The sequence below is a fragment of the Serratia sp. SA088 genome, assembly GCF_049065515.1.
In the GTDB taxonomy this organism is placed as follows: domain Bacteria; phylum Pseudomonadota; class Gammaproteobacteria; order Enterobacterales; family Enterobacteriaceae; genus Serratia; species Serratia nematodiphila.
Genome location: NZ_JBAKGW010000001.1, coordinates 133,145 through 155,433 on the forward strand (window position 1 = coordinate 133,145; position 22,289 = coordinate 155,433).

18 protein-coding genes are annotated in these 22,289 nt (G+C 57.3%); 16 read left to right on the forward strand and 2 right to left on the reverse strand.

Features of this window, described 5'->3' with window-relative positions; translation table 11 throughout:
• Positions 1 to 93: 93 nt before the first annotated feature.
• From ACOWVD_RS00605 to ACOWVD_RS00680, 16 genes are all read left to right on the forward strand, one after another.
• Positions 94 to 963 (forward strand): hypothetical protein, encoded by an 870-nt coding sequence (locus ACOWVD_RS00605; protein ID WP_015378383.1) that lies wholly within the window; start codon positions 94 to 96, stop codon positions 961 to 963.
• Positions 964 to 997: 34 nt separating this feature from the next.
• Positions 998 to 6,784 (forward strand): amino acid adenylation domain-containing protein, encoded by a 5,787-nt coding sequence (locus ACOWVD_RS00610; protein WP_421105373.1) that lies wholly within the window; start codon positions 998 to 1,000, stop codon positions 6,782 to 6,784.
• Position 6,785: 1 nt separating this feature from the next.
• Positions 6,786 to 7,613, forward strand: a complete 828-nt coding sequence (locus tag ACOWVD_RS00615; protein ID WP_049240761.1) for an HAD family hydrolase — start codon at positions 6,786 to 6,788, stop codon at positions 7,611 to 7,613.
• A gap of 131 nt (positions 7,614 to 7,744) precedes the next feature.
• A complete protein-coding gene (locus ACOWVD_RS00620) occupies positions 7,745 to 7,978 on the forward strand; it encodes a hypothetical protein (RefSeq protein WP_004935304.1) in 234 nt (77 codons plus the stop codon).
• Positions 7,979 to 8,062: 84 nt separating this feature from the next.
• Positions 8,063 to 8,461: a hypothetical protein gene (locus tag ACOWVD_RS00625; protein WP_004935300.1), complete on the forward strand. Its 399-nt coding sequence runs from the start codon at positions 8,063 to 8,065 to the stop codon at positions 8,459 to 8,461.
• A gap of 70 nt (positions 8,462 to 8,531) precedes the next feature.
• Positions 8,532 to 10,040 carry a PhoPQ-activated protein PqaA family protein gene (locus ACOWVD_RS00630; protein ID WP_049240757.1) on the forward strand — a complete coding sequence of 503 codons (1,509 nt, stop codon included), beginning with the start codon at positions 8,532 to 8,534 and terminating at the stop codon, positions 10,038 to 10,040.
• A gap of 639 nt (positions 10,041 to 10,679) precedes the next feature.
• The gene (locus tag ACOWVD_RS00635) at positions 10,680 to 11,219 is read left to right on the forward strand and encodes a fimbrial protein (RefSeq protein WP_075201887.1); all 540 of its coding nucleotides are present in this window, start codon (positions 10,680 to 10,682) and stop codon (positions 11,217 to 11,219) included.
• Positions 11,220 to 11,275: 56 nt separating this feature from the next.
• Positions 11,276 to 11,959 carry a fimbrial biogenesis chaperone gene (locus ACOWVD_RS00640; protein WP_049240755.1) on the forward strand — a complete coding sequence of 228 codons (684 nt, stop codon included), beginning with the start codon at positions 11,276 to 11,278 and terminating at the stop codon, positions 11,957 to 11,959.
• A gap of 54 nt (positions 11,960 to 12,013) precedes the next feature.
• On the forward strand, positions 12,014 to 14,590 hold the full coding sequence (locus tag ACOWVD_RS00645; RefSeq protein WP_197842700.1) for a fimbria/pilus outer membrane usher protein: 2,577 nt from the start codon (positions 12,014 to 12,016) through the stop codon (positions 14,588 to 14,590).
• 42 nt (positions 14,591 to 14,632) lie between these two features.
• Positions 14,633 to 15,574 carry a fimbrial protein gene (locus tag ACOWVD_RS00650; protein WP_049240753.1) on the forward strand — a complete coding sequence of 314 codons (942 nt, stop codon included), beginning with the start codon at positions 14,633 to 14,635 and terminating at the stop codon, positions 15,572 to 15,574.
• Positions 15,575 to 15,711: 137 nt separating this feature from the next.
• Entirely contained in the window at positions 15,712 to 16,071 is a 360-nt protein-coding gene (locus ACOWVD_RS00655; RefSeq protein WP_049240751.1) for a hypothetical protein, read from the forward strand.
• 58 nt (positions 16,072 to 16,129) lie between these two features.
• Positions 16,130 to 17,425: an HlyD family secretion protein gene (locus tag ACOWVD_RS00660; protein WP_049240749.1), complete on the forward strand. Its 1,296-nt coding sequence runs from the start codon at positions 16,130 to 16,132 to the stop codon at positions 17,423 to 17,425.
• Positions 17,412 to 19,547, forward strand: coding sequence for a peptidase domain-containing ABC transporter (locus tag ACOWVD_RS00665; RefSeq protein WP_004935271.1), 2,136 nt, complete (start codon positions 17,412 to 17,414; stop codon positions 19,545 to 19,547). The genes ACOWVD_RS00660 and ACOWVD_RS00665 overlap by 14 nt, the downstream gene beginning before the upstream one ends.
• 116 nt (positions 19,548 to 19,663) lie before the next feature.
• Positions 19,664 to 19,864 (forward strand): hypothetical protein, encoded by a 201-nt coding sequence (locus ACOWVD_RS00670; RefSeq protein ID WP_015378375.1) that lies wholly within the window; start codon positions 19,664 to 19,666, stop codon positions 19,862 to 19,864.
• 76 nt (positions 19,865 to 19,940) lie between these two features.
• On the forward strand, positions 19,941 to 20,339 hold the full coding sequence (gene gspS, locus ACOWVD_RS00675) for a type II secretion system pilot lipoprotein GspS (RefSeq protein ID WP_049188282.1): 399 nt from the start codon (positions 19,941 to 19,943) through the stop codon (positions 20,337 to 20,339).
• 114 nt (positions 20,340 to 20,453) lie between these two features.
• Complete coding sequence (locus tag ACOWVD_RS00680; protein ID WP_004935263.1) at positions 20,454 to 21,887, forward strand: EmmdR/YeeO family multidrug/toxin efflux MATE transporter; 1,434 nt, start codon at positions 20,454 to 20,456, stop codon at positions 21,885 to 21,887.
• Between the two features lie 30 nt (positions 21,888 to 21,917).
• Here ACOWVD_RS00680 and ACOWVD_RS00685 read toward each other — a convergent pair whose 3' ends face one another.
• On the reverse strand, positions 21,918 to 22,097 hold the full coding sequence (locus tag ACOWVD_RS00685; RefSeq protein WP_015378373.1) for a hypothetical protein: 180 nt from the start codon (positions 22,095 to 22,097) through the stop codon (positions 21,918 to 21,920).
• On the reverse strand, positions 22,094 to 22,279 hold the full coding sequence (locus tag ACOWVD_RS00690; protein WP_049240746.1) for a hypothetical protein: 186 nt from the start codon (positions 22,277 to 22,279) through the stop codon (positions 22,094 to 22,096). The genes ACOWVD_RS00685 and ACOWVD_RS00690 overlap by 4 nt, the downstream gene beginning before the upstream one ends.
• Positions 22,280 to 22,289: the final 10 nt, after the last annotated feature.

Here is a 22,289-nt window from a genome sequence, read left to right on the forward strand (position 1 = left end):
GAACGGTCCGGCGCCGTATTATCAACGGCGCTGAGCGGTCATCTTTTATTGATTTCCGCCCGGCATGGAATCGGTTTTATAGGGAGATAAAACATGGCTGTCTTTGTGAGGGAAGCGGTTTCTCATAATCATTTCAAATTATTGCAGGAGCTTTATGGCAGAGATTTGGGCGGGGAGCGTTTCCTGCACTGGAAGCATTTGCTCGATCCGCATTGTGGGGCGCCGATGGAAAAAACGGGCATATTTTACAAGGATCAAGAACGTTATCTCGGGATGTTTGTATCCAGTTTTTATCCTTTTAAAATCAATAAATTGTCTTTTAATGTCAATATGCTTGGCGATCTTGGGATCCACCGTCAGGTCAAATCTTCCACCGTCTTGAAAGATTTTTTCCTGCAGGCTAAGCGTTCGGATGTGGCGGCGGATATCTGCTTTTCCGATGACAGGAAGATCAGGGTTTATGAAAAGATTTTCAGAAAGTATTTAACCACCAATACGCAAATCTATCCCTTCGTCGAATTAACCTTAAAGCCTGATAAGTTTATGGCCTTTCGTTTTACCGAGGGCGGCCAAGCGCGGCAGGCCAGTTTTATCAATAATCTGGGGCGAGAAAAAGATCATCGCGCATTTGAATATATTGAAAAACATCCTCTGTATCATAAAATTCATTATATCAATAAAGGCAATCTCTACGCTGTGATTGGCTGTTCCAGTGAGTGTGCCGAACTTTTGGATATTTCCAATCCTTCCAGGGAGTGTTTTTCCTGGGCCATCGGCGTTTGTCGGCACCTGCATAGCCGTTGCAAAGTGATGATCCCTATTGGTTTTTACAAGTCGATTTGCGCTCAGGCGGCGGAGGTCATTGCAGAAAAGCGCATCAACATGCTGATCGGTTATTACTCAGAAAAGATAAGCGAGCTGATGCCGAAAGAGGTTTGGGTATGCCGCATGGATCGCCGTTAAGCAGGGCACGTGTATTCTAAATGGAGTGTTTGTCATGGAAGAGATTCCTGTATCACCCTATTCAAAAGTTTTTATCGATGAATATGACCGCCATCCAGAAGGCTGTAATTACAACGTATTGGTGCTGCAGCGTATTGAGGGCGCGCTGGATCCCATCAGATTACAAGCTGCGCTGAATGCGCTGGTGCAAGATCATGTCCTGCTGAACAGCCATATTCATGAACAGAATGGCGAGCTGTATTGGCGTCGCAATGACGCAATCCATCCTTTGCAGCATTACACGGACCGCACGCTGCTGACCCAAGTGATTCGCCAGCCCTTCGACATTTACCGCGGGCCGCTTTATCGTTGGGCGCTTTTCGCCGAGGGGGCGGGGCGCTATACCCTGGCGCTGGTGGGCCATCATCTGGTGATCGACGGCGCGTCTTCCGACGAGTTTTTCTCATTGGTGAGCCAGTACTATGGTCAACAGCGGTTATCGACACGCCTCGAGGCGGCCGAGATTGCCGCCATCAACCGGCAGCTGCAGCGCGAGGTGGAACAACTGGCCGCCGACGGAGCGCTGGCGCACTGGCGGGCCGAAGCGGCAAATTTGGGCGCGATAGACGTGCCCTTTGAGAAAAGCGGCGCCGTGCGAAACGATGAGGCGGCCGAGCTGCGTTTCCAGGTGCCCAAAGCGCAATGGAAAGCGCTGAAGCAGGGCGCGGGAATACGGCGAATGAATGACTTTCTGGCGTTGCTGGTGCTGTGGGGCATCTTGATGGCGCGTAGCGGCAATCAGGAAACGGTCTATATCAGCTATCCGGTGTCGATAAAAAAGGGGCAAAGATTTGCGCTTGGCGGGCATGTAAACACCAGCGTGATGCCCCTCTCGCTGCGTGACGGCGAAGGTTTCGCCGCCGTTTATCAACGCGCGCTGGCGTTTATTACCGCCGCGGCGCCGCACTCGCGCCAACGGTTTAACCAACTGCCCACGCAACAGGTGGTGCAGGCGCTGGGGATCCGCGCGATGCCGATTTCCTTTGCCCAGACCAACCTGCGCGATGCGGCCTTGGCGCTGGCCGATTGCGCCACTTCGCCGCTGTTTGAAGCCAACCACGATATGGCCAGTGCGTCGCTTTCCCTGGAATATGAGGATCGGGCCGACAGCGATGCCTTGCAGTTCCGGCTGCGTTTTCGTCAGGACATGTTTGACGAAGAAGATATGCGCGACTGCGCGGAACATTTCATGCGCTTGATGCAAGCGGCGATGCGCGCGCCTGACGCGCCTTTACGCCACCTCGCCTTTTATCCCGCCGCCGACATGCCGCCAGATGACAACGCGGCCCCCGCGTTGCCGAGAGAAACCCTCAGCGCCCGGTTTGAGGCGATCGCGCTGCGTTATCCGGATAAGATTGCGCTGGAGTTTGAGGGGCTGTATGTCAGCTACCGTGAGCTGAACGGCATGGCGAATAGCCTGGCGCGCGAAATTACGCTCCGCTACCAAGCGCTGACCGGGGGCGCCCCCCAGACGGACACGCTGATTGCGCTGTACAGCGAGAAAAGCCTGGAAATGGTGGTGGCGCTGCTGGCGGTGCTGAAAACCGGTGCGGCCTATGTGCCGCTCTCCTGCAATTATCCTCAGGCGCGCATTCGGCATATTCTCGAAGAAACGCGCGCGCCGGTGCTCATCGCCGGGGAAAGCCTGCAATCGGCCGCCGAGGCGCTGGCGGCGATGATGCCGCACGCCGTGTCCGTCCTCACGCTGGGCGATCTGAACCGCCTGCCGCACGAGCGGCAGAATCTGCCAGCCGTCACCGGCGCCGACCGGCTCGGCGCGGTGATCTATACCTCGGGATCTACGGGGATCCCGAAAGGCGTGATGCTCGAGCAACACGCGATGTGCGGGTTGGCGACCGCGTCCGGCATCGCTGTCACGCCCGATGACGCGTTGCTCTTCCTCTCGAGCCCGGCGTTCGATGCGGCGACGTTCGAGGTGTGGGGCGCATTGCTCAACGGCGCCAAATTGGTCGTCGTGCGCGACACGGAGGATATCGCCGGCGATGTGCCGCAGTTGGAAGCCTTGCTGCGTCGGCAGCAGGTATCGATTCTGTGGGCGACGCGCAGCCTGTTCGATCATCTTTACCTCAGTCACCCCGACCTGTTCGCCGGGCTGCGCTGTCTGCTGGTGGGCGGGGAGGCGCTGACCGCCACGCTGATGCAGCGCCTGGTGCGGCAAGCCAACCGCCCGCAGCAGGTCATCAATGGCTATGGCCCGACGGAATGCACCACGTTCACCACGATGTACGCCATCGCGGCCGACGAAACCCGCAGCAGCATCCCGATTGGGCGAGCCATACCGGGACGCGAACTTCATGTGCTGGATCGCTGGCTGCAGCCGTTGCCGCCAGGGCTGGCCGGCGAGCTGTATATCGGCGGAGACGCGCTGGCGCGCGGCTATCTCAACCAGCCGCAGCAGACGCAAGAGCGTTTCATTACGCTGAACGGGCGACGCTTGTATAAAAGCGGCGATCGGGTGCGAGAGTTGCGCGACGGCAATCTGGAGTATCTCGGCAGAAACGATTGCCAGGTAAAAATCCGCGGTTTCAGAATTGAACTCAGCGAAATAGAAAATACGATCAATGCGCTGGAGGGCGTCGAGAAATGCGTCGTGGTGGATGTCGTCCATCGCGATAGCAAGCGCCTTGCCGCTTATGTGCTGATGGCGCGGGGCGAGCCGCTGGATCCTGCCGATTTGCGCGCCCGGCTGGAGCGGATCCTGCCGGATTACATGGTGCCGTCCAGCTATGTCGCGCTCGACGAGATACCGCTGACGGTGAACGGCAAGCTGGATCGCACGGCGCTGCCCGCGCCGCAATTCGCGCAAAGCGAGCGATATGCCGCGCCGCAGAATACGCTGGAGGCGTTGATTTGCGCCCTGTGGGCGGAGATCCTCGGCGTTGAACGGGTAGGGGTGGATGACGACTTCTTTCGTCTGGGCGGTGATTCGATCCAAAGCATCGTGTTCACCAGCGAATTGAGCAAGTCGGGCTATCACAGCAACTCGCGTGCGGTGTTCGAAACCCGGAATGCGCGGGCGCTGGCCAAGCGCATTTTGCAGCAACGGGAGGCGATTGCGCCGCTCAATGAACAGGGCGAGCTGCAGGGCGAATTCGAATTGCTGCCGATTCAGCGCTGGTACAACGAGCAGCCGCCGCAACATCGCGCCTTCTTCAACCAGACTTTTTTGGTGCGGGTGCCGCCGATGTCCGCCGAGCGCGTGGCCGATCTGGTGAACGGGCTGGCGTCGCGCCATGACATGCTGCGCGCGCGCTTTAGCGCCGACGACGCCGGCGCGCTGGTCGCGCAGCGCTATCTGTCGGTGGCCGACGGCGGCCCTTCATGGGGATACTATGACCTGGCGCTTTGTCGCCAAAGCCGCGCCGAACTTCTGCATCAATGGCAATCGGGGTTTGATCCGGTAGAAGGGCCGCTGTGCCGCTTCGTCTACATTTTCGACAGCAGCGCGCCCGGCTACGCGCTGATGTTCTGCGCATTCCATCATCTGATCATCGACGTGGTGTCCTGGCGCATCATCGTCAGAGACATGCGACGGTTGCATCAGGGGGAATCGCTGTCGGCGAAAGGCACCAGCTATCGGCAGTGGGGCGAGACGTTAAGGCACTACGCGGCGAGCCGGCATGACCAATGCGCTTACTGGTTGGCGATGATCGCCGGGCAACCCGATTACGCCACGCTCAGCGAGGGGGCGCAGAGTCCGGCGTTTTGCCGCTTCGAGTGCGACGCGGCGTTGACGACGCTGTTGATGGACAGCTGTCATCAGGCCTACCGCACCTCGATCCGCGATGTGTTGCTGGCGGCGCTGGCGCCGGTGCTGCAGGCCTGGCATGGCCGTGCGGACAGTTACCTGACGCTCGAACACCATGGCCGCGATATCAATGACGATAAGATCCAGCTCGACGACACCGTCGGCTGGTTCACCGCCTTACTGCCTTTGCGCATCACCGCCCATCAGAGCCCAAAACACACGCTGCGCGCCATCAAGGACGCATTAAGAAAGATGCCGGATCACGGCATCGGCTATTCGGCGCTGAAATACGGTTCAGCGTCGGACGACGAAGCGATAGCCTGTCTGCGGCGCCACCGCTTGCCGGCCATTTCATTCAACTATCTCGGGGTCTTTAACGAACAGACTGACGACGCCTTGTGGGCCTTGATCGACCAAACGGCGGATCTGGAAAACGGCGCGCTGCCGGCGAGCGACAATGTGCTGGATCTGGTGCTCTACGTGCACGGCGACCGGCTGAGCATCGTGATGTCGGGCTTATTGCCGCAGGCGACGCTGGCCCGGATCGGTTCGCACTATCGGGAGAGCGTGTCGGCGCTGGTCGCACACTGTTGCCACGAGGCGAGCCAGGGCGTTCGCCTCGCCAGCCCGGGGGACTTCCCCCATGCCAACGTCAGCCTCGCCGAGTTGGACCGCTGGCAGCAACGTCATCGCATCGCCGCCGTTTTCGAGGCTACGGTCACGCAGCGGGAATTGATGTATTTCAACCGGCTTAACCGCGAGTATCAGATCGATCAGGCCGTTTATGAGGTGGCCGGCCCGCTGCAGCCGGAGGTGTTGAACCAGGCCTGGTCGCTGGCGCTGCAGCGATTTGAAATGCTGCGCGCCGGGTTTGGCGATCAAACCCGCCGTGGGCGGCCCAACGTCTTCATCTGCGAGACGCTGCAGGCGCCGATCGCGATCGAGGATTGGACCGATGCGCCGCCGTCCTCGCTGGAAGAAAGGATGGAAGCGCTGTTGGCCCGGGAACGAGAAACCTCGTTTGAGCTGGAGGCACCGCCGTTGATCCGCTGGCGCCTGATCAAGTTGAACGCCGATGAGCACTATCTGGTGCAGACCTTTAACCATATCTTGTTCGACGGTTGGTCCCTCGGCGTTCTGTTCGAACACTGGTTCAACGACTACCTCACCTTGCTGGAAGGGGGCGCGCCGGCGCTGGAAATTAACCGATTTGAGCCTTTCGCCGCTTATGTGCGCGCGCACGGCGACGATCCCGAGGCGCAGGCGTTCTGGGCGGACTATTTGCGCGGGGCGCCGGTCAACCAACGTTTGCCGTTGAGCGCTTCGCCGGATGCCGCGCCACAGGGGCGACGCATGCGGCAATATGGCGCGGAATTCAGCGCGGAACAGGTGGCAAGCCTCACTGCGTTTTGCCGGCGCCAGGGGATCACGGTCAATCAACTGACGCAGCTGGCCTGGATGCTGGCGCTGGCCGAAGCGCTGGCCTGTGACGATATCGCGATCGGCACGACCATGAGCGAGCGCCCGGCGGACATTGAGCAGGTGCAGACGCTGTTTGGCCTGTGTGTCGCCAGCCCGGTGCTGCGCCTGCAGGCGATTCGCCGCCGGCCCATTTATGCGTTGCTGGCCGATATCGCGGATTCCCAGACGCTGAGGCAGAAGTACGCCTTTTCCGAACTGAACCGCTACGACGAACAATGGGTGCCCACTTCGCCGTTCGGCAGCCTGTTTGTGTTTGAAAACATGCCGCAACCGCAGAAGGATCCGCGCTTGCCGTTTACGTTCCAGGTGACGGATATCGTCAGCGGCAGCAACCACCAGACGGTGCTGTGCTTGTTCCCCGAAGCGGAACGGCTCGCCATTTCACTGTTTTATGATTCTCACGAGATAGCTCAGGAGACCATCGTTGCGGTAGGACGCCGTTTTCAGGCCATTGCGCTCGCGATCGCCCACCTTCCGCCCGACAGCGAAATCCGCGCCGAAGACGGGATTATCCAGGCGGAGGAGGCGTGATATGTGGCTTGCTATCGACGGCAAAATAAAATACCGGGCGATCGTGAGCGATCTTGACGGAACCTTGCTGGATCCTGCCGGAAATCTGTCTGATCTGACGGTGGAAACGCTCAATATCCTGCATGCCCGCGGACTGGAAATCGTCATCGCGACAGGCCGTTGCGATGCGGATGCGCGCGGGATTGTGGATGGCTTGGGGTTCTCGCCGGCGATCGTCTCCTGCAATGGCGCGATGGTCAATATCGAGGGGAGGCCGGTGGCGGATAAAAGCTATTTCCTGCCTCGCGACAGCCAAATGATGTTGATGGATTACCTCTTCGCCTGTCCGCTCCACGTGACGTTGTTCACCCAGGAAGGATGGATGATGGCCGAAGAGAATCCGCATTTTGCCGACTATATCAAAGCCTCGGGCGTCGCTTGCCGCTATGTCGAGCCGGAGGCGATGAAACGGCAACCGATCCTGAAAGTGCTGCTGCAGGGTGAAGCGGCGCTGATCGAGCGGTTTTACGACGAGGTCAGTCAGGCTTTCGGAAAAACGCTGTCCATCTGTAAGTCCTCTGCGGAAACGATAGACATCATGGATAAGCATATTTCCAAGGCCAGAAGCGTGGCCGACTATCTGAGCGCCAAACAGATAGCGATGCGCGATTGCCTCTCTTTCGGCGATGCGATGAACGATTTGGACATGCTGCGCTGGGCCGGAACGGGGGTGGTGATGGGCAATGCGATGGGCGAATTGAAGCGCGCGCTGCCGTTTAACCCGATTGCGTTGCCCAACAGCCGCAATGGCGTTGCCGATTATCTCTGCCGTGAGTTCGGCCTGTTCTGACATTGTCACCGCCGCGCGGGTGAACGCATTGGCAACAGGGTCTTTCGTGAGCAGATAGCAAGGAGGTGAACAAACAGTGAGGGTTTCATTTTTTCATTACTAAACATGTCGATAAATACAAAGGAGACAGTATGAAAGAACTGACTGAAGCAGAAGTCATGGCGGTTTCCGGCGCAGGCATCGCTTCCGATGCCGGCAAAATCCTGGGCAATGGCATTGGCGCCATCGTAGATGCCGGTACCGGTCTATTCGGGATCCACGCGGATGCGGCGGGCGCCGGCGCCAAACTCGGTGAGGGCATTGGCGCCGTCATCGATGCCGGGATTAGCGCCTTCTCGCAGCTGTTTGGCCGTAAATCGTCATAAGCCCGGCCCTTAATGAAAAGTGCCCGCAAGGGCACTTTTACCTCGCACATGTCGGGAGCCGGAAGAACGGCAAAGGGAGAGTTCATGGCGAATAAAATCATCTTGATCATGGCCATCAATCTGTTCGTGGCGGTGGCGTTGGCGGTGTTTAACTTTATCTATATCCAAAAGAAGGTGGATATACGCGCCCCCAATGACGCCACGCCCTTTCAGGTGACCGAGAAAGCGCAGGGCAGGATCGTCTCCATGCAGCAGACCTCGGTATTTCTGAACAACAATCCGGTGGTGGCGTTTACGTTGGAAATCAACGCCAGGCGCAAACAGTTTACGATCGCTGACCATCGGGAGGTCGTGCTGTATATCGCCATGAGCCGTTATGAGGAAAACGGCGTTTACAGCCTATTGCTGGGCGAGAACGACAGGGACGTGGCGTTCGAAAAGGACAGCTTTGGCTATCCGATACGCTTTCATCAGGTGCTCTAGGCGCGCGGAAGGTTTCCTGCCGCCAGGCGGCGTACAAGGGATTTGTCACGGACAAAGGGGGGAGGAAAAAATGCTAAAACGCATCGGATACATCGCGCTGATTTGCCTGGCCTTAATCGGCGGCCGGCAGGCCATGGCGGCAGAGGAAGATCGCTGCTTTGCGGACGAACATCCCGCCTTGCACACCGTTATTCCTTGTTATAACAACCAGTTGGCGATATTGCCTCTGTCATATTCGTTAAAGGGCGTGGATAACGGCCATGACGTGTCGATACGCCATTATCGGTTGATGTCGCAATCCTGGTCGCCGCAAGACGCCATCCGGCCGACGCAATGGTGGCACGATGTGGATATTTATATCCCCAACGGGGCGCTTGCCCGTAAAGCGTTGGTGCTGATGAGCGATGACTGCGCTTGCGCCGCCGCAGGGGCGAGCGGGGCAGGCAAGCAAAATGCGACGTTTTCCGTCGCTATGCCGGCGGCATTGGCGGCGGAAAGTCACACCGTCGTGATTGTCGTCAACCGGCTGCCTTATCCGTACCTGGAATATCAAAATGAGGGGCGGCGTCGTGCGGGGGAGGACAGCCAGGCCCGAGGCTGGCGATTGTTCCTGGACGATGCGGATGAATACTTGATGATGCCGCTGGCGATCCCCATGACGGCGGCCTTGTCGCAAACCATGACGCTGGCGCAGCGCGAATTGAGCCGATGGGGGATAGATAAATTCATCGTGGCGGGCGCGGCGAGCGGCGCAACCGCGGCGTGGCTGGCGTCATTGTCGGATGAGCGCATCGATGCCGTCGTCGCCATGTTCCCGGATGGGGTCGCGGCGCGGCAGGTCTTGAAGCATACCTATCGTACGTATGGCGGCCGTTGGCCGTTGGCGTTTCATCCTTATTACCAACTCGGCATCGATCGGCGCATAGAGACGCCGGCGTTCGACAAACTGATGCAAATAGCGGATCCCACCGCTTATCCGCCGCCGACGGCGGGAGCGCGGCCAGCGGCGGCGAAATATGTCATCATCGCCAGCGGCGACGAACGTTATCCGCCGGACAGCACGCGATTCTATTTCAGCGCCTCACCGGGAGAGGCTTCGCTGCGCGCGATTGCCGACGGGGATCGCGCGGCAAGCCGGCCGGCCGCCGAACGCGCCATACTGGCGATGATCAAGCGCCGCCAGCGCGATATCGCGTTGCCGACGATCGAGGTGCAAGGCAGCGCCGCGGATGCTGCGGTGCGCACGCTGCGTTTTTCCGAACCGCCGGCCACCGTGCGGCGCTGGAGCGCGCACAACCGCACGGCCCGAGATTTTCGTTATTCGTGCGGCGTACGCTTTACCCCGGAGCCGTTGGCCGCAGCGGAGGCCGATCGCGGCGAGTTTCGTCTGGCCGCCCCGGCGCAAGGCTGGGAGGCCACCTTTATCGAGGCGGTGTTCAACGATGGGTTTATCGCGACCACGCCGGTCTTTATCACGCCGGACGATAACTATCCGTCCGCCGTTCCCGCGGGCGATGGCCTGGCGTGTGAAACCCTACCCGGCAGAGGGTTGGGTGAAGATTATCGCCATGACGATTAATTAGCGGCGCCGAAAAACAATAAGGCGGCAATGCGTTATTCTGCGCGACAGAGCGCATTGCCGGCTTTTTTTCGAAATAGTGAACGGCGCCAGACAGAATATTTCTGCGTAACGCCATTTTCTCGTTGTCATATCACTACGCCGGTTTCTTGAACGGCGAATGCCTTATTCTCCCTCCCGTTCGATAAACCGTTATCGCCATGCTTTTGCTATTCTGCCGCCCCTCTCGCTGCCGCCGCGTCGTGATGTCTTTCGTAATATAAATGTCATTTATTTCAGTGCGATTTTTTTCGCCAGGTTTTCATTTTACGGCGATGTCACCTGATTTTTCGCCTGAGGGGGAAATGAGGAGGATCTGGCGAAAACGCCTTCGAATAGCGCGATAATAAATTCCCTTGCGGCCAGATGAATGAATCAAGAAACGCCGATTTGGCGGTTTTTTCAAAATAAAATTAAGAATGATGCTAATTCTATTTGGGGTGATTATCTTTTCTCATCTTTACATTGATTTTATGTATTGCTAAAGGGGGAAAGCTAAGCATAATTAACTGTGAAAGGAGCAGGGCTCCTATTCTCCCTGTCAGGGTTCTTCGTGGCGGGGATATTTTGAAGTCTGTCTAATCAAAAGGAGAAGTACCCATGATGGAAAAAAAAGTGATTATGTTGGCATTTGTCGCGGCAGCGTGTTCAAGCGCTTTACCTGCTCTGGCAGCAGATGGTCAGGTTAATTTTACCGGGAATATTGTCGATGCTGCGTGCAAGGTCACGAATGACTTGAGTAATCCATTAAATGTTGTTTTGGGTGATGTGGCCCGAACGGCATTTGCGGGTGGCAAGGGATCAACGTCCAGCGCGACAAAATTCACGCTGGAAGTCACCGATTGTCCGGATACGGTAAACAGCGCCACCGTTAAGTTTGACGGCGCGGCCGATAACGGCGACAGCAACGTATTGCAGCTGACTCAGGAAACGGATGTCGCTACCGGCGTCGGTATCCAACTGTCTGATATTTCTAACAGTGTTCTGCCGCTTTACACGGCGTCGACGGCTTATCCGTTGGCTTCCGGCAGCGGCGTGAAAAATAACCTCGATTTTACCGCCCGCTATATTTCCACGCAGGCAGATGTGACCGCCGGTAAAGCCAATAGCGTCGCCACCTTTACGCTGAATTATAACTGATAATATTTTCTTGCCCGCTGGTTCACAGCGGGCCGTATTGCCTCGGAGATAATATTATGCGTTTTAATCGCTACGGCGCCTTAGCGGCTCTCATTATTTTATTGTTTGCGTCTACGGTTCACGCCGGCGTGGTGATTGGCGGGACGCGGGTGATATTCAACGGCGAAAAAAAAGAAGCGTCAATCAGCGTGGAGAATCCGGATAAAGAACCGTATTTGATTCAGTCCTGGCTGGAGAATCAACAAAGCGGGGTGGATAAAATCGCGTTTATCGTTACGCCGCCTTTATTTCGGCTGGACGGCAACCAGGAAAATATGCTGCGCATCGTGAAAGTGGGCGATGACTTACCGAAAGATAAAGAAAGCTTGTATTGGATGAATATTAAATCCATTCCTTCAACAACCCAGACGGGTAAATCGAATACGCTGCAAATAGCGGTCAAGACCCGCATTAAATTGATTTATCGGCCGGCGCCGCTGCTCCGCCAGGTACCCGAAGAGGTGACGCAGCAGCTGAAATGGCAGCGTGTCGGTTCAGAATTAAAACTCACCAACCCAACGCCTTATTATATGAACTTCCATTATGTCCGTATCGGGGGGCGGGAAATGAAAGAGGTGGCATATATCGCGCCGATGAGCAGCGAAATGTTTGCATTGCCCGTGGCGGGCGCAACGTCGGTAAGCTGGAAATTAATTAATGATTATGGCGGCACAGGTAAAGAACATCAGTCAGGTATTTAATCTGTAAGGGAAGGCAGAAAAAAGGATAAAACATTTCAATAATGGAGCTAATGAATGATAACTCAAAAGCGTATATTAGCGAAGCGGGATGCTTGGCTGAAACGCATAGCCTTATTCACGGTAACAACGGCGGTATGCGGCAATATGGCTAATCCCGCCTTCTCTCGTGACTATTTTAATCCGGCGTTGCTGGAAACCGGGCGCTCAGGCCAGCAGCACGTCGATCTGTCGATTTTTGAAAATGGCCAGCAGGTTCCCGGCACGTATCGGGTCGATATTTGGGTGAACGACATGCTGCTGGAAACGCACGAGGTGTCGTTCGCTCTGCGGGCCGGCAGCGACGAGAAGGCCGAGCTGCAGCCTTGTCTGACGCGGGAAGATCTGAAACGGCTTGGGGTGAAAGTTGAGCTGTTTCCCGGTTTGGCCGGCGCCGATCGCTGCGCGAATTTGGCCGCGATCCCACAGGCCTCGGCGCAATTTCAATTTAACCGCCAACGCCTGATGCTGAGTATCCCCCAGGCGGCGTTGGAAAATAAGGTGCGCGGATACGTTCCGCCGGAACAATGGGATGAAGGCCTGCCGGCGATGCTGCTGAACTACGGCTTCACCGGCAGCAACAGCAAGGGGCGCGATCGATTCACCCAGAGCGCAAGCAGTTATTACCTCAACCTGCGGCCGGGCTTCAACCTGGGCGCCTGGCGAGTGCGGAACTACACCACCTGGAGCTACAACAGCGCCGGCGGCGGGCGAGCGTCGGAGGATCGTTGGGACTCCGTCTATACCTACGCCCAGCGCAATATCATCCGCCTGAAAAGCTTGCTGACGCTCGGCGAAAGCAGCAGCCCGTCCGATGTGTTTGACAGCGTGTCGTTTCGCGGCGCGCAGCTGGCTTCCGATGACGACATGTTGCCGGAAAGCCTGCGTGGTTATGCGCCGGTGGTGCGCGGCATCGCGCGCAGCAATGCGCAAGTGGTCATTCGCCAAAACGGCTATGTCATCTACCAGAGTTACGTTGCGCCGGGCGCGTTTGAAATTTCGGACATGTACCCGACCGGCGGCAGCGGCGATTTGGAGGTGACTATCAAGGAGGCGGACGGCAGCGAACAGCACCTGACCGTTCCCTTCGCCAGCCTGCCGGTGCTGCAACGCGAAGGGCGGCTGAAATATGCGCTGACCTCGGGTCAATACCGCACTTACGATCACAGCGTGGATAAAAAGATCTTCTCGCAGGCCAGCCTGATTTATGGCTTGCCCGCCGGTTTCACCCTGTATGGCGGCGGCCAATTCGCCGGGCCGTATCAATCGCTGGCATTGGGTCTGGGCAAGAACCTGGGCGAGTTCGGTGCCCTGTCGGCCGACGTCACCCAGGCATGGGCAAAGCAGGAGCATCAGCCGAAAAGTGATGGTCAGTCGTGGCGCGTGCGCTACAGCAAAAATATCGTCGAGACGGGGACGAACTTCGCCATCGCCGGCTACCGCTATTCGACCAGCGGCTACTATGGGCTGCAGGAAGTGCTGGACACCTATCGCAGCGGCAACCGTTACGCCCCGATAGACCGCCGCAAAAATCGCGGCGAAATCACGCTGAACCAGAATTTATGGGAAGGGGCGGGGTCGCTTTCACTCAGCGCGGTCTCCGAAGACTATTGGGGCTCCGAGCGCAATATGCAATCGCTGAGCGCGGGTTACAACAATAGCTGGAATGGCATCAGCTACGGTTTTAACTACAGCTACAGCCGGAATTCACAGGCTATTTACGGTGATTCGAACCGCGGGCGCATTTACGATCGCGATCAGATCTTCGCTTTCAACATCAGCGTGCCATTAGAGAAATGGCTGAGCAACACCTACGCCACCTACAGTCTCAACACCAGCAAAAAAGGCAATACCAGCCATACGGCGGGCCTCAACGGCACGGCGCTGGCCGGCGGCAACCTCAGTTGGAGCGTACAGGAAGGGTATGGCAGCCAGGGCCAGGGCAACAGCGGCAACGCCAACGCCGACTGGCGCGCGACGTACGGCGAACTCACGGCGGGTTACGCCTACGATCGCAGTCAACAGCGCGTCAACTACGGGGTGAAGGGCGGGGTGATCGCCCATGAAGACGGCGTGACCTTCGGTCAACCGTTCGGCGAAACCGTCGCCCTGGTGCAGGCGGCCGGCGCGAGCGATGTGGCGGTCGGCAATCAGGTCGGGGTGAAAACCGACTGGCGCGGCTACGCGATCGTTCCTTACGCCACGCCTTATCGCAACAATTCGATTCGCCTCGATGTCGACAGCTTGCCGGATGATGTCGATCTCGAGTTGACGAACCAGTCGGTCACGCCGACTCGCGGCGCGGTGAGCCGGGCGAATTTCAAAGCCAACGTCGGCAGACGGATTTTGATGAAGGTGACTGACTCGCAGGGGGCCCCCCTGCCGCTGGGCGCCAGCCTGCGTCTTGCCGAGGGGGCGACTCAGCCGTTCCTGGTCGGCGGCGACGGCGTGGTCTATCTGAGCGGCATGGCGGAAAAGGGCCTGCTCATCGCGCAGTGGGGCAGGAATGGCGAGAACCAATGCCGCATCCGTTATCAGTTGCCGGCGGAGCCGCCGTCAGCGGGTCTCCAAACCCTAAATGGCGTTTGCCAATAGATCTCGCTCTATCTCCATCATGACTTTTAAGTGAGAGTGAAAATGAACGTTTTTCTCAGGATATTGGGTTACGGCGCCCTGGTGTGGCTGGCGACGCTCACGACGGCGGTTTATGCCGGCACCTGTACCACCAACGCGAAAACCGCCCGCATGGGGTTGCTGACGCTGGCCGTGGATCCGCGCATCGAAGTCGGCGAGCAGCTGGCCGTTCGAACCGAGAACAGCATTAACGGCACGACGTTTTCTTTTCTTTGTTCCGGCTCGGTCGCCTATCGCTCCATGTCGCCGCTGACGCCGAGCGCGTTGCCCGGCGTATTTGAAACCGGCATCGAGGGCGTGGGGGTGAAGATTTCAGACTTATGGCAGAGCAATAAGAACGTGCCCGTCAACACGGCGATTTCGCCCAACTTGCTGACGCCGTGGATCAATCGAAACGATGTTCGGCTGACGTTTATTAAAACCGGCCCGATCAAAACCGGCGGCGATATGGGCGGGAAGATTATCGCCAGATATTATCTGGATTCGACCTCAATTTTGGATCTCAGTATTTCCGGCATGAAGGTCATTCAGAAAAGTTGCCTGGTTGATTTGAACTATAAAAATCAAACGGTGAATCTGGGTAGCCCTAAACGCAGCGAGTTTAATGGCGTCGGCAGCACGGCGGCGTCTTCCGAACGCAATTTTTCCGTGGTTCTGCAATGTCAGGAGGACAATATTCCGATTCAGATCACGTTCGAGGCGGCCGGAAATTCGCCAGGCGTGGGAATGATTGATATCGCCGACGGCGCCGATGCGGCGAAGGGCGTCGCCGTGGAAGTGTTGGATGAGAACCGTAATCCATTAACGTTTTCCAGACCGATCAATTACCACACCGCGGCTGAAAAAGAGATCAGGATCCCCTTGATGGCGCGCTATAAGCAAACGGGAGCCATTAGCCCCGGGCAGGCCGACGCGGTGATGACATTCACCATTACGCAGAATTAAAGAGACCCCCATTAAAAATATAATGTCGTCTGTTCGCGCGACATTATTGGTGGCATCAGGCGCTGCAGTTTGATGCCAATGCAATGACAACACGCATGTATGGCCGTGTTTGTCCGTTTAAATATGGAGATTAACCAATGAAAGAACTGTCTGTTATCGAAATGAATGAAGTGTCAGGTGCCTATTCCTGGAATTTGAATAATGGAATTGTCGGCCTCGTTGGCAGCGCTGTCACGAATGCCGCGGAAGCGGCTTCGTCGCTGGTTTTAGGTGCGGCTGCTGCCAGTGCCGCTGGTGCAATTATTGGCGGTCGTCACGGCGGCGACGGTGGCGGCCTGCTGGGCGTCGGTTCTATTGGCCAAGGGGTCGGCATGATCTACGGCGCTATCCACGGTGGTATTGTCGGAGGCATTGGCGGTGCTCTGGCTGGCTGGGAAACGACCCTGGAGTACTCTAAAAAAGCTGCCGAAGGCGTCATCAATGGCACTTTGATTTAAAATATCTAAAAGAGGCCGCAGCGTTTCGCTGCGGCTCTCGTTCATTTAGGCTTGTTATATGAGTGAGAATAAGAGCAGGAATATTTTCCGCCAGGAGGCGGTCAATTATCAACGTCAAAGATGGACCGGCAGGGCGCTGTTAATTTCCGGCGCATCGAGCCATGTGATTGCCGCCACCTGTTTCACTTTTATTCTGATCCTGGCGGGCGCACTCTATTTTTGCGAGTACACGCGCCGGGTCGATGTTGAAGGCGAGGTGATCAGCATCCCGCATTCCACCAATGTGTTTTCCTCCCAATATGGCTACGTGAGCCAGGCATTTCATAAAGCCGGTGACGTCGTGGAAAAGGACGAGCCGCTGTATGCGATTGATGTCTCGAGAAGCACCACGTCCGGCAATATCAGCCATATCGCGGCCAGCGAAATAAGCAAACAGATTAGCAATCTGGATTCGATAATCAGCAAGCTGAATAAAAATAAAACCGCCATGCTGGATAATTTGCGCAAACAGATCAATAGCTATGAAAACGCCTATAAAGAAACCGAGAAACTGAACCTCAGCGCCAAAGAGGGGATGGATAAAATGCGCGATAGCCTGAAAAATTACGAACACTATTTGACGAAAGGCCTGATCACCAAAGATCAGTTAAATTATCAGCGTTCGCTTTTTCAACAACAGCAAAGCTCGTATCAGGCGCTCTACAACCAAAAGATCCAGCAAAATATTCAGCTGTCGCAGTTGCGCAGCGATTTGCTGATTCGCGCCGCCGATTACGACAATCAGATATCGCAAAGCGAATCGCAACGCAGTGATTTACAACGCCAGCTGGCGGAGTCCAATGCCGGCGGCCAGGTCATTATCAAAGCGCCGCTCAAGGGGAAAATCGAGTCGCTGAGCGTGACCGCCGGGCAGGTGGTCGAGAGCGGCAGCAGTCTGGCGCAAATCAAGCCGATTGATAACATCAAATATTATCTGGTTTTATGGCTGCCGAATAACAGTTTGCCCTACGTGAAAATCGGCGATGGCATCAACATTCGCTATGAAGCCTTCCCGTCGGATAAATTCGGTCAGTTTCCGGGAAAAATAGAATCCATCTCGTCGGTCCCCGCCTCCCCGCAGGAAATGTCGGAATACAGCAGCGGAAATAAAAGGGAAAGGAACGCCTACTACAAAGTGCTGGCGTCCATCAGCGACACGCAATTCAGCGATAAAGGCAAATATCTCGAAATCAGCAGCGGGCTGCAGGCCAGGGTCATCGTCTTCCTGGATAAGAAACCGCTTTATCAGTGGGCGGTCGCGCCTTTGTATGACATAAAAAACAGCGTTGTGGGGCGAGTCGATGAAGGACAATAATCTCTTTGAACGGATCAACGAGAAGTTAACCTTCTCACTGCGCAAGCGGGTGCCGAGCATCTTGCAGTCGGAATCATCGGAATGCGGCCTGGCGTGCCTTGCCATGATCGCCTCCTATTACGGGTTTAATGTGGATATGCTGAGCCTGCGGCAGCGATTCGGCATTTCCACCCAGGGCGCGACCCTGGGGACGATCTCTCAAATCGCGTCGCAAATCCAGCTGAAGACGCGCGCCTTGTCCTTGGACATCGACGAAATCAATCAGCTGAAAACGCCCTGCATACTGCACTGGAATATGAATCACTTTGTGGTGTTGGTTAAGGTGCAGCGCGCCGGTTTTGTCATTCACGATCCGGCCTTCGGGCGCCGAGTGATCGGGCTGCAGGAGATGTCGAATCATTTTACCGGCATCGCGTTGGAGCTGTGGCCCGACAGGGCCTTTCAAAAAGAGACCCTCAAGACCCGTTTGCGCCTGCTGGATTTGATGAAAAACATCGAGGGCCTGCCGGGGACGCTGCTCAAGATCTTTGCGTTATCGATAGTCATCGAATCGGTCAACCTGCTGCTGCCGGTGGGAACGCAACTGGTGACCGACCATGTCATTCAGGCGCATGACTACAGCCTGCTGACGGTCATCTGTTTGGGGCTGATCTTCTTCACCTTGTTCCGCGCGGTGGTCAGCATCGCCAGGGCCTGGATCTCCATCGTGCTCGGGACGCTGACCGATATTCAGTGGAAGACGACGCTGTTTGAACACCTGATGAAGCTGCCGCTGGATTTTTTCGAAAAACGGCACCTGGGGGACATTCAATCGCGCTTTTCCTCGCTGGATGCGATCAGAACCACCTTTACCAATAATATCGTCAGCGGGATCATCGACGGCATCATGACGGTCGGGCTGTTCGCGATGATGATGGTCTACGGCGGCTGGCTGGTCTGGGTCGTGGCGGGCTTCACTCTGATCTACATCCTCATCAGGATGATGACTTACAGAACCTACCGTCAATTCTCGGAGGAGCAGATCGTCAAGGCGGCCAAGGCCAACTCGCATTTCATGGAGACGCTGTACGGCATCTCTACCGTCAAGGCGCTGGGCATCAAGGAAACGCGCTCCAGCTATTGGCTCAATCTGAACGTCGACGCCGCCAATACCAATATCAAAATCACCCGATTCAATATGATGTTCGGCGGGATCAATACCTTTATCACGACGCTCGATCAGGTGGCGATCCTGTGGCTTGGCGCCATGATGGTCATCGACAATTCCATGACGCTCGGCATGTTCATGGCGTTCAATGCCTATCGCGGCCAGTTCTCTCAGCGGGCCTCGAGCCTGATCGACCTGGCGATCGGCTTGCGCATGCTGTCGCTGCACAATGAGAGGATATCCGACATCGTCTTTACCGATGCGGAGACGGAGTCCGCGCCGCGACAGGTTTTCCCCTCGGGCACGGGGATTGCCATTGAGGTAAAAAATCTTACGTATCAATATGACGCGCTGTCGCGGCCGATCTTCAAAGACCTGAACATGCGCATTGCGGCCGGCGAAAGCGTGGCCGTCGTGGGCGCCTCCGGCGCGGGCAAGACCACCTTGCTGAAGGTGATGTGCGGTTTGCTCAGCCCCACTTCCGGCCAGGTTTTGGCCGACGCGATGGATATCCATAAAGTCGGGGTGAATAACTACCGTAACGCGATCGCCTGCGTGCTGCAGGACGACCGGCTGTTCTCCGGGTCCATTGCGGAAAACATCAGCGGGTTTGAGGTCAATGCCAATAAAGAGCTGATCATGGCCTGCGCGATACACAGTAATATCCACGATGAAATCATGCAGATGCCGATGGGCTACGAAACCCTGATCGGCGAGTTGGGCAACGGCATCTCCGGCGGGCAAAAGCAACGTTTGTTTATCGCGCGCGCCCTCTATCGCCGCCCGAGCGTGCTGTTTATGGATGAAGCGACCAGCCATCTGGACGTTGAGAATGAGTCGGCGATCAACCGGGCGATATCTTCGCTGAATATTACGCGCGTGATCGTCGCCCACAGAAAGTCGACCATCGACTCGGCCGACAGGGTGGTGGTGCTGGGGGCCGAGAGCGGCGCGCCGGCAGGCGGCGGTGAATAAAGGGCGCTTGCCGGCGCCGGGGGCGAAACCGGCAACGCAGGCTGTCCCCACGGCGAAAATCGCGGTAAAATGCAGCAGTTGACCCTATCGCATTCCATCAGGCCGTCGAACCCGCTATGAAAACGCGCAAACCGCGCCGCCCGCCCGGGCGGTGGATCTATTACATCCTGCATGAAGACATGCTGTGGCCTTGCCCGGTCAAATGGGAGTGGGAGAGCGGCTATAACGCCTGGTTGCCGTTTTACTATTCCCCCACGCTGGAATTCGTCGCCGGCAACCCCGCCCGCGCCACCAAGGTCAGCAGCGGCCGGCGCTAAGCGTACTGCCCGCCTTGCCGCCCGGCATCCGCTCACCTAAGATCATTGCATCACCCACAGGTTTCCGGGAGCGTCCATGTCTACTCTGTTTCGCACGTCTCTTTGCGGCGTAGCGGCGTTGTTGCTGCTTGCGGGTTGTCAGCAGACGGCGCACCAACCGGCGCCGCCGCTGCAGGCGCAATTGGATCACATCGCTTTGATGTTGGCCGGCGGGCATTTCCTGCGCGTGGACTGCGGGCGCAGTGACGTGCCGGACGACGTGAAATTACAACGTACCGCGATGCGTGCAGCGCAGCACCGCGGCTGGGATACGCAGGCGGCAGGGTATCGGCAGTTGCCGGCGCTCACCCAGGCGCGTTACCTGACTCTGCAACAGGATAGTCAACTGCTGACGGACAAATGCGCCACGCTCAGCCGCAGCACCGCGCGCTTTATCGCGGCGGCGCAGGCCGATCAGGAAGACTACATGGAGTAGCGCTACGGTGTGCCTGTCGGGCGCTCGCCACGGGCGCCCAAAAATTCTTTGCAGGATAACGATTTATCGCTCATCATTTGAAATGATGTTTCACTTTTATCCATCGAGCCCACCTTGAACCTGTATGCCGCACTGCGTCAGCGCGTGGAAAATACGCCCTGGTACGCCAAACGGAAAAGCTACCGCGTGCTGTTCTGGCGCGAAATCACGCCGCTGGCGGTGCCGATTTTTCTGGAGAACGCCTGCGTTCTGTTGATGGGGGTGCTGAGCACCTTTCTGGTGAGTTGGCTCGGCAAAGAGGCGATGGCCGGGGTGGGGCTGGCGGACAGCTTCAACATGGTGATTATCGCCTTTTTTGCCGCGGTGGATCTCGGCACCACCGTGGTGGTGGCCTTCAGCCTCGGCAAGCGCGATCGCCGGCGGGCGCGGGCGGCGGCGCGTCAGTCGCTGGTGCTGATGACCGGCGTGGCGCTGCTGTTGGCGGCGGGCATTCACCTGGCGGGCGAACCGATCATTGATGTGATCGCCGGCGCGGCCTCGCCTGAGGTGAAAGCGCTGGCGCTCTCTTACCTGCAAACCACGGTGTGGAGCTACCCGGCGGCGGCGATTGCGCTGATCGGCAGCGGTGCCCTGCGCGGCGCAGGCAACACCAAGATCCCGCTGCTTATCAATGGCGGCATGAATATCCTCAATATCATCATCAGCAGCATCCTGATTTACGGCATGCTTGGCTGGCACGGGTTGGGGTTCGTCGGCGCCGGGCTGGGGCTGACGATTTCCCGCTATATCGGCGCCATCGCCATCCTCTATGTACTGGCGATCGGTTTTAATCCGGCGCTGCACATCACGCTGAAAAGCTATTTCACGCCGCTGAAGATGAGCATCCTGTGGGAAGTGCTGGGGATCGGCATTCCCGCCAGCGTCGAGTCGGTGCTGTTCAACGGCGGCAAACTGTTGACGCAGATGTTCGTCGCCGGCATGGGCACCAACGTGATCGCCGGTAACTTTATCGCCTTCTCCATCGCTTCGTTGATCAATTTGCCGGGCAACGCGCTGGGCTCGGCTTCGACTATCATCGTTGGCCGGCGGCTAGGCAAAGGCGAGATCGGTCAGGCGGAACGGCAGCTGCGCCATATTTTCTGGCTGTCTACCCTCGGGTTGACCGCTATCGCCTGGGGCACGGCGCCGTTGGCTGGGGTATTCGCCGCGTTTTATACCTCGCAGGATGACGTGAAAACGGTGGTGAAAACCCTGATTTGGCTCAATGCCGCCTTTATGCCGATCTGGGCCGCTTCCTGGGTGTTGCCCGCCGGGCTGAAAGGCGCGCGCGACGCCCGCTTCGCCATGTGGGTGACGATGCTTGGCATGTGGGGCTGCCGCGTGGTGGCGGGCTACGCGCTGGGTATCGAACTGGGCATGGGCGTGGTGGGTGTCTGGTTGGGGATGTTCCTCGATTGGGCGGTGCGCGGCGCCTTGTTCTACTGGCGCATGGTCAGCGGGCGCTGGCTGTGGAAATATCCGCGGGCCAAACGCCGGGAGGCCGGGTAACGTCGGCCGCGGGGCACCGGCGAGATGGCCTCAGTATAAAAGCGTCATCGCGCTGAAGAACAGCAGCGTCAACGCGATGATGATGAGGTTTTGCGTGGCTTTGCGCACCAGCTTGCTGGCGCTCAGGCGGCTGTCGATGACGTAGAGCAGCGGCACCATCAGCAGCACATAGGCGAACATCAACATGGCGGTAAAGGGCTGCAGATTCATTCATGTTCCTCCTGTGCGCTATCATGGCCGACCAGATGCACCAGCACCGCCTTCGGCTGATGCGGCAAACCAATAAAGGGCGGGGTGGCTGGGGAGTCCGCCGTGAACGGCAGACCGGCACGCCGTGTCTTCACCGCCGCTTGCAGGATCTTCTTTCGATGCTTCCGAGTATGGTCGACCATGCGCCTCCGA

Coding starts and splice junctions, on each gene's coding strand:
- ACOWVD_RS00605 (WP_015378383.1), top strand. CDS start 94: ATGGCTGTCTTTGTGAGGGAAGCGGTTTCTCATAATCATTTCAAATTA.
- ACOWVD_RS00610 (WP_421105373.1), top strand. CDS start 998: ATGGAAGAGATTCCTGTATCACCCTATTCAAAAGTTTTTATCGATGAA.
- ACOWVD_RS00615 (WP_049240761.1), top strand. CDS start 6,786: ATGTGGCTTGCTATCGACGGCAAAATAAAATACCGGGCGATCGTGAGC.
- ACOWVD_RS00620 (WP_004935304.1), top strand. CDS start 7,745: ATGAAAGAACTGACTGAAGCAGAAGTCATGGCGGTTTCCGGCGCAGGC.
- ACOWVD_RS00625 (WP_004935300.1), top strand. CDS start 8,063: ATGGCGAATAAAATCATCTTGATCATGGCCATCAATCTGTTCGTGGCG.
- ACOWVD_RS00630 (WP_049240757.1), top strand. CDS start 8,532: ATGCTAAAACGCATCGGATACATCGCGCTGATTTGCCTGGCCTTAATC.
- ACOWVD_RS00635 (WP_075201887.1), top strand. CDS start 10,680: ATGATGGAAAAAAAAGTGATTATGTTGGCATTTGTCGCGGCAGCGTGT.
- ACOWVD_RS00640 (WP_049240755.1), top strand. CDS start 11,276: ATGCGTTTTAATCGCTACGGCGCCTTAGCGGCTCTCATTATTTTATTG.
- ACOWVD_RS00645 (WP_197842700.1), top strand. CDS start 12,014: ATGATAACTCAAAAGCGTATATTAGCGAAGCGGGATGCTTGGCTGAAA.
- ACOWVD_RS00650 (WP_049240753.1), top strand. CDS start 14,633: ATGAACGTTTTTCTCAGGATATTGGGTTACGGCGCCCTGGTGTGGCTG.
- ACOWVD_RS00655 (WP_049240751.1), top strand. CDS start 15,712: ATGAAAGAACTGTCTGTTATCGAAATGAATGAAGTGTCAGGTGCCTAT.
- ACOWVD_RS00660 (WP_049240749.1), top strand. CDS start 16,130: ATGAGTGAGAATAAGAGCAGGAATATTTTCCGCCAGGAGGCGGTCAAT.
- ACOWVD_RS00665 (WP_004935271.1), top strand. CDS start 17,412: ATGAAGGACAATAATCTCTTTGAACGGATCAACGAGAAGTTAACCTTC.
- ACOWVD_RS00670 (WP_015378375.1), top strand. CDS start 19,664: ATGAAAACGCGCAAACCGCGCCGCCCGCCCGGGCGGTGGATCTATTAC.
- gspS (WP_049188282.1), top strand. CDS start 19,941: ATGTCTACTCTGTTTCGCACGTCTCTTTGCGGCGTAGCGGCGTTGTTG.
- ACOWVD_RS00685 (WP_015378373.1), bottom strand. CDS start 22,097: ATGAATCTGCAGCCCTTTACCGCCATGTTGATGTTCGCCTATGTGCTG.
- ACOWVD_RS00690 (WP_049240746.1), bottom strand. CDS start 22,279: ATGGTCGACCATACTCGGAAGCATCGAAAGAAGATCCTGCAAGCGGCG.